This is a genomic window from Candidatus Infernicultor aquiphilus (assembly GCF_002784285.1).
Taxonomy (GTDB): Bacteria; Atribacterota; Phoenicimicrobiia; order Phoenicimicrobiales; family Phoenicimicrobiaceae; genus Infernicultor; species Infernicultor aquiphilus.
Genome location: NZ_PFKO01000075.1, coordinates 1 through 3,892, shown reverse-complemented (window position 1 = coordinate 3,892; position 3,892 = coordinate 1). Strand labels below are relative to the sequence as shown.

At 36.5% G+C, this 3,892-nt stretch carries 3 protein-coding genes; 1 reads left to right on the top strand and 2 read right to left on the bottom strand.

The features are described from left to right. The first annotated feature begins 249 nt into the window (after window positions 1-249). Window positions 250-498, top strand: a complete 249-nt coding sequence (locus COZ07_RS02100) for a CopG family transcriptional regulator (protein WP_406606944.1) — start codon at window positions 250-252, stop codon at window positions 496-498. A gap of 80 nt (window positions 499-578) precedes the next feature. Here COZ07_RS02100 and typA read toward each other — a convergent pair whose 3' ends face one another. Together typA and ssnA are read right to left on the bottom strand one after the other, a co-directional pair. After that, window positions 579-2,399 carry a GTP-binding protein TypA gene (gene typA / locus COZ07_RS02095; RefSeq protein ID WP_406606943.1) on the bottom strand — a complete coding sequence of 607 codons (1,821 nt, stop codon included), beginning with the start codon at window positions 2,397-2,399 and terminating at the stop codon, window positions 579-581. Between the two features lie 84 nt (window positions 2,400-2,483). Continuing rightward, window positions 2,484-3,821, bottom strand: coding sequence for a putative aminohydrolase SsnA (gene ssnA / locus COZ07_RS02090; RefSeq protein ID WP_406606942.1), 1,338 nt, complete (start codon window positions 3,819-3,821; stop codon window positions 2,484-2,486). Between the last annotated feature and the right edge of the window lie 71 nt (window positions 3,822-3,892).

The following is a 3,892-nucleotide window of genomic DNA, read 5'->3' as shown; positions in this document are numbered from 1 at the left end:
ACCTGTCTGCGTGCGTACCTGTCTGCGTGCGTACACGCACAGGCAGGCACGCACAGGCAGGCACGCACAGGCAGGCACGCACAGGCAGGCACGCACAGGCAGGCATTGTGCCCCTACAAGCATAATTATAACCAAAGAGTCATAATTTACTATAAAATTATCTGAAACGCCCCATATATATAATCTGTTGAAAATATTTTTGGCTTTTTGGGAAATAACCATGATATAAGTTATACCAAGGAGATAACCATGACAAAATTAAGATTAACGGTTACCATTCCACAGGAAGAATATGAAAGAATAGAACAGGAAAAAAAGAAGAAAGGTATTAGCAGAAGTGCATTAGTGCACAAAATGATTAAATATTTTTTCTTAAAAGAGGATACACAAGCTAAAATAAAAAAATATTTAGATGGTTATAAGAGAATTCCAGAGAAAACAAATTATATAACTCAACTTGAACAAGTTCAATTTGAAACTTTAAATAAGGAGTTTTAATATGCAACGAGGTGACATTTAGATGAATTCCTGTTTCTTCAGGAATGACAGAATGGGAAAGATGTGCTTTTAATTAATAACTAACTAGCTAAATTTTTAGCATGTTGATAACGCGAGTGAGAATCTAATAATTTTTTTCTAAGACGCATATCAGAAGGGGTAATTTCCAACAATTCATCTTCCTGGATATATTCTAAAGCCTGTTCTAAAGAAAATTGACGAGGATTTTCCAAGCGTAAGGCTTCATCAGAATTACTTGAACGCATATTAGTTACATGTTTTTTCTTGGCTACATTAACTTCCATATCTCCACCTCGTTTATTTTCTCCTACAATCATCCCCTGATATACTTTGGTAATTGGACCAACAAATAAGGTTCCCCTTTCTTGAGCATTATGGAGACCATAGGTAGTAGTTATTCCAGCTTCATAGACAATTAATACTCCTCGAGAGCGGGAAGGAATATAGCCTTTATAGGGCTGATAATCAAGGAAGAAATGATTCATTATCCCCCTGCCTTTGGTTTTGGTAAGAAATTCGTCTCGAAAGCCGATTAATCCCCTGGTCGAAATTTTAAATTCGAGCCGCTGCTGATCCATAGAAATATCATTTATATTTACTAAATCAGCTTTTCTCCTTCCGCAAATTTCCATAACCACTCCTAAACTATCTTTAGGAATATCACAAGTCATAAGCTCTATTGGTTCACATTTTGTCCCTTTAATCTTTCTAAAGATAACCCTGGGTTTAGAAACCTGAAATTCATATCCTTCTCGACGCATTTCTTCAATAAGGATAGAAAGGTGAAGCTCTCCTCTCCCTAAAACATGAAAAGTATCAGTAGATTCTGTTTCTTCTACTCTAAGGCTAACATTGGTTTCTACTTCTTTGAAAAGACGCTCTCTTAAATGACGAGAAGTAACAAACTTTCCTTCCTGCCCGGCAAAAGGACTATTATTGACCGTAAAATCTATAGTCAGGGTAGGTTCATCTATCTTAATTTTAGACAAAGCTTCTGGCTTTTCTTTATCCGCCACGGTCTCTCCAATATTCGCTTCACTGATTCCGGCAATAGCTACAATTTCTCCCGCCTCAGCTTTTTTTACTTCTTTTCTTTTCAGACCTTCAAAAAGATATAGTTTTACTACTTTACAATAGATTTGACTTTTATCTCGCTTGATTAAAGTGACTATTTCTCCCTCCCTAATTTTTCCTCGAGTAATAAGTCCAACTACTATTTTCCCCATATAATCATCATACATAAGATTAGTAACTAATAACTGTAAGGGAGCATTAACTTCTACTGAAGGAGGAGGGATAGATTTTAAAATGGTTAAAAAAAGAGGTTTTAGATTATCCTCTAAAGATTCCGCAGAAAATCCAGACGAACCCATACGGGCAGAAGTATAGATAACTGGAAAGTCTATCTGTTTATCATTAGCTCCCAATTCAATAAATAGGTCATAAATATCGTTTAAAACTTCAGCAGGACGGGCATTAGGTAGGTCTATTTTATTAATTACCACCAGGGGAATAAGATTTAACTCCATGGCTTTGCGTAAGACAAACCGAGTTTGAGGCATCGGTCCTTCGCAAGCATCTACAATTAAAAGTACACCATTAACCATTCTTAATATTCTTTCTACTTCTCCCCCAAAGTCGGCATGTCCGGGAGTATCCACAATATTAATCTTGGTCCCCTCCCAATGAACCGAGGCATTTTTAGAAAAGATAGTAATCCCTCTTTCTCTTTCTAAATCATTAGAATCCATTATCCTTTCTTTTACTTCCTGATTAACTCGAAAAGTTCCACTTTGTCTGAGCATAGCATCCACCAGAGTAGTTTTACCATGGTCTACATGAGAAATGATGGCTATATTTCTTAAATTCGAAGCTTCCATTATTTTAATTTCCTTTTCCTTAGAATGACACTGAAGGTACAAGTTTGAATGTTACCACAATTAGAGGTTAGATTCAAGGAAATTTTAAAATCTTCTCCAAAAATCCTCGGCTTGTTTTTTCACTCTTCTGGAAATCATTTCATAATCTAAACTGGTTATTTCCTGATTTTCCATTAATATTTTTCCACCAATAATAGTAGTATCTACCATACCCCCCTCTATGCCAAAAAGAATATGGAAATACGCATTCTCTTTAGTAATAGGGGTGGGGGGATAGTAATTTACTACTATTAAATCAGCCGCCGCACCGGCTTGAAGAACTCCTAAGGTTTTATTAAAAAATCGATTAGCAATTGCTCGATTGTTCTGGAAAGCCATCTGAAATACTTCTTTCCAACCAGCTTGAGGATGATGTCCTTCATGTTTTTGCAACAGGTTAGCTACTTTAATACTTTCAAACATATCGGCAGTATAACCATCAGTCCCTAATCCTACAACCACACCTTTATCAAAAGCAGCTTTAATCGGAGCAGCACCTACTGCATTCCCCATATTAGATTCAGGATTATGAATTAGATAGGTGTCATTATTTTTTAAAATTCCCAATTCTTCTTCCTGAAGATGAACTCCATGAATGGCCAAAGTCCCCGGTCGTAAAATGCGAAAACGATCCAGACGACTTGCTACTCCTTGGTAACCTCGAGTTTTACTTTCGTATACATCAGCCCTACCTTCCGCTACATGGATATGAAAAGGAACTTTCAAGTCATCAGCTAAAGCAGCAACTTCCGATAAAGTTTCATTTTTCAGAGTAAAAGAAGCATGAAGCCCAATCATCCCTCTTAAGTAATGGTTACCTTTTCCTTCCTGCTGTATTTTTTTTATAAATCGTTCGTTTTCTCTAATCCCAGCTAAAGCTTTTTCATGACCATCCCGGTCAGAAATCTCATAAGATAGATTAGCTCGCATACCAGTTTGACGAATTGCTTCAGTAATTATATCTAAACTACCATCGATAAGGTTACTACTGGCATGATGGTCAAAAATGGTGGTAGTTCCTTTCTTAACACCATCCAAAAGAGCATAAATGGCACTATAATAGATATCTTCTTCATTTAAAGTCTTATCTAATCTCCACCATAGTTTTTCCAAAATCTCTACAAAATTTTTAGGCGGCTGATCTGTTTTAAGATCCATACCTCGAGCAAAGGTACTGTAAAGATGGGTGTGAGTGTTAATCATACCTGGCATTATTATCTTACCTCTAACATCTTTATATATGACCTCAGGGTATTTAGAAAGTAATTCTTCCGTCTCTCCCACAGCCACAATATCCTCTTCCTCAATTACTACTCCACCATTAGAAATAACCTGGGAATTTTCATCGAAAGTAATTACTGTTCCATTTCCGAGCAGTAACATTTTTCCTCCCTCCTTTACTCCTTTTACTTATTTTCCTTCCATCATTTTTTGAGAAATTTGGTTGGCTTTTT

Excerpts from the sequence above, each read along its gene's own strand:
- ssnA (WP_406606942.1), bottom strand. The coding sequence starts at position 3,821 with ATGTTACTGCTCGGAAATGGAACAGTAATTACTTTCGATGAAAATTCC.
- COZ07_RS02100 (WP_406606944.1), top strand. The coding sequence starts at position 250 with ATGACAAAATTAAGATTAACGGTTACCATTCCACAGGAAGAATATGAA.
- typA (WP_406606943.1), bottom strand. The coding sequence starts at position 2,399 with ATGGAAGCTTCGAATTTAAGAAATATAGCCATCATTTCTCATGTAGAC.